Raw genomic sequence first — 1,498 nt, 5'->3', positions numbered from 1 at the left:
ACGCCACCACGGGCGCGCCGGGGGCGGGCGGAGCGATCGCCGCGCCCGTGGTGGCGTCGGCCGCCGTCGCCGTACCGGTGTCGCCGCCCGCACGGGCGTCGGTCGCCGTCGAAGTCGTGGAAGCCATCGAAGCCGTGGGAGCCGTGGGCGAGTTGTCGGTCGTCGGGGTCGATCCGGACTCTTGCGTCTGCTGCGTCATCGAGAAGGCTCCCCTCGCTGGGCGTCGTCGCGGAGATCGTCGAGGACCGACCTCAAGGAGATCAACGAGCTTTGCACAAAGGGCAGTTCCCATGGTGTGGGTGAGGTGAGGGCTGCCGTGCGTTCCTCGTCCGTGCCGCCCAGCAGCGGCCCGGTGCCGAGCCGCACGCGCGGGGCCGCCAGATCGTCGCCGAAACGGTGGCCGCCGGGCGCGGGCATACCGGTCCTGGCGGTGAGGAAGTCCTCCAGCTCCTGGGCGTCGTTCACGTTCCGGGCGGCGAGCGCCTCGCGGAACGGGCTCAGGTCGGCGTAGACATGGCGCCCGGCCTGCGGGGGGCGGGCGAGGGCACCGGCGGCGGTGACCTCGGCGTGCGCCGCGTCGGCCAGCCGGGCGTGCAGCCGTACGGCGGCCTCGCGGCGCTCGGTGACGGGCGGGGGTTCGTCCAGCGCGTAGCACGCGGCCGCGGCGACGGGGGTGGCGAGGCGGGCGCCGAGTCCGGTGAGGATGTCCAGGACCCGTGCGTGCAGGCGCCGTCCGGTGTCGGAGGCGGGGAAGCGGGCAACGGCGGCGGGCCAGCCGGGCGGCAACAGGGCACCGGCCAGGTCGGTGACGACGGTGACCCGGTCGGGCTGCATCTCGGCGGGGCTGAGCAGGACGGTCTCGTGCGGCGCGTGCACGGTGTCGCGCCAGGTCTCGTCGCTGACCAGGTGCAGGCCCTCGGCGGTGGCGGCCTCCACGGTCTCGTGCAGCAGTTCGGGCGGGGCGACGGTGGCGGTGGGGTCGTCGGCGACGGACAGCACCAGCAGCCGGGGGTCGCCGCCCTCGGCGCGGACCCGGCGCACGGTCTCCAGCAGCGCGTAGGGGTCGGGGACGCCGCCGCTCTCGGCGGGCGTGGGCACATGGAAGACGGGCCGCCCGAGGACCCGGGCGTAGGGGGCCCACCAGGCGGCGCAGGGGCGGGGCACGAGCACGTCGGCGCCGTCCCCGGCGAGCGCCGCGGTGAGCGCGAGGAGCAGCGCGGGGGCGCCGGGTCCGGCGGCGACCTGGTCCGGGACGCAGGACAGGGCGCGGCGGGTCCAGTAGCCGCAGGCGGCCTCCAGCAGGGCGGGGGCGCCGCCGACGGGCTGGGCGTCGGCGCGGCCCGCCGCCGCGGCGACCACGGCGGTCAGCTCGGGGAGCACGGGCAGGCCGTCGCCGGGCAGGGGTGGGCCGTAGCGGACGGGGCCGTGGCCCTCGGGGTCCGTCCGCCGCATGTCCGCCTCCGCGCAGTCCGTGGTGCCGCCCGGCCCGGGGCCGTGT

At 77.6% G+C, this 1,498-nt stretch carries 1 protein-coding gene; it reads right to left on the bottom strand.

The features are described from left to right. Positions 1-195 precede the first annotated feature (195 nt). A complete protein-coding gene (locus CCN72_RS37115) occupies positions 196-1,452 on the bottom strand; it encodes an aminotransferase class I/II-fold pyridoxal phosphate-dependent enzyme (protein WP_086812677.1) in 1,257 nt (418 codons plus the stop codon). Between the last annotated feature and the right edge of the window lie 46 nt (positions 1,453-1,498).

The organism is Streptomyces murinus, assembly GCF_002154555.1.
GTDB lineage: Bacteria > Actinomycetota > Actinomycetes > Streptomycetales > Streptomycetaceae > Streptomyces > Streptomyces murinus.
This window is presented reverse-complemented; position numbering and strand designations above follow the sequence as displayed.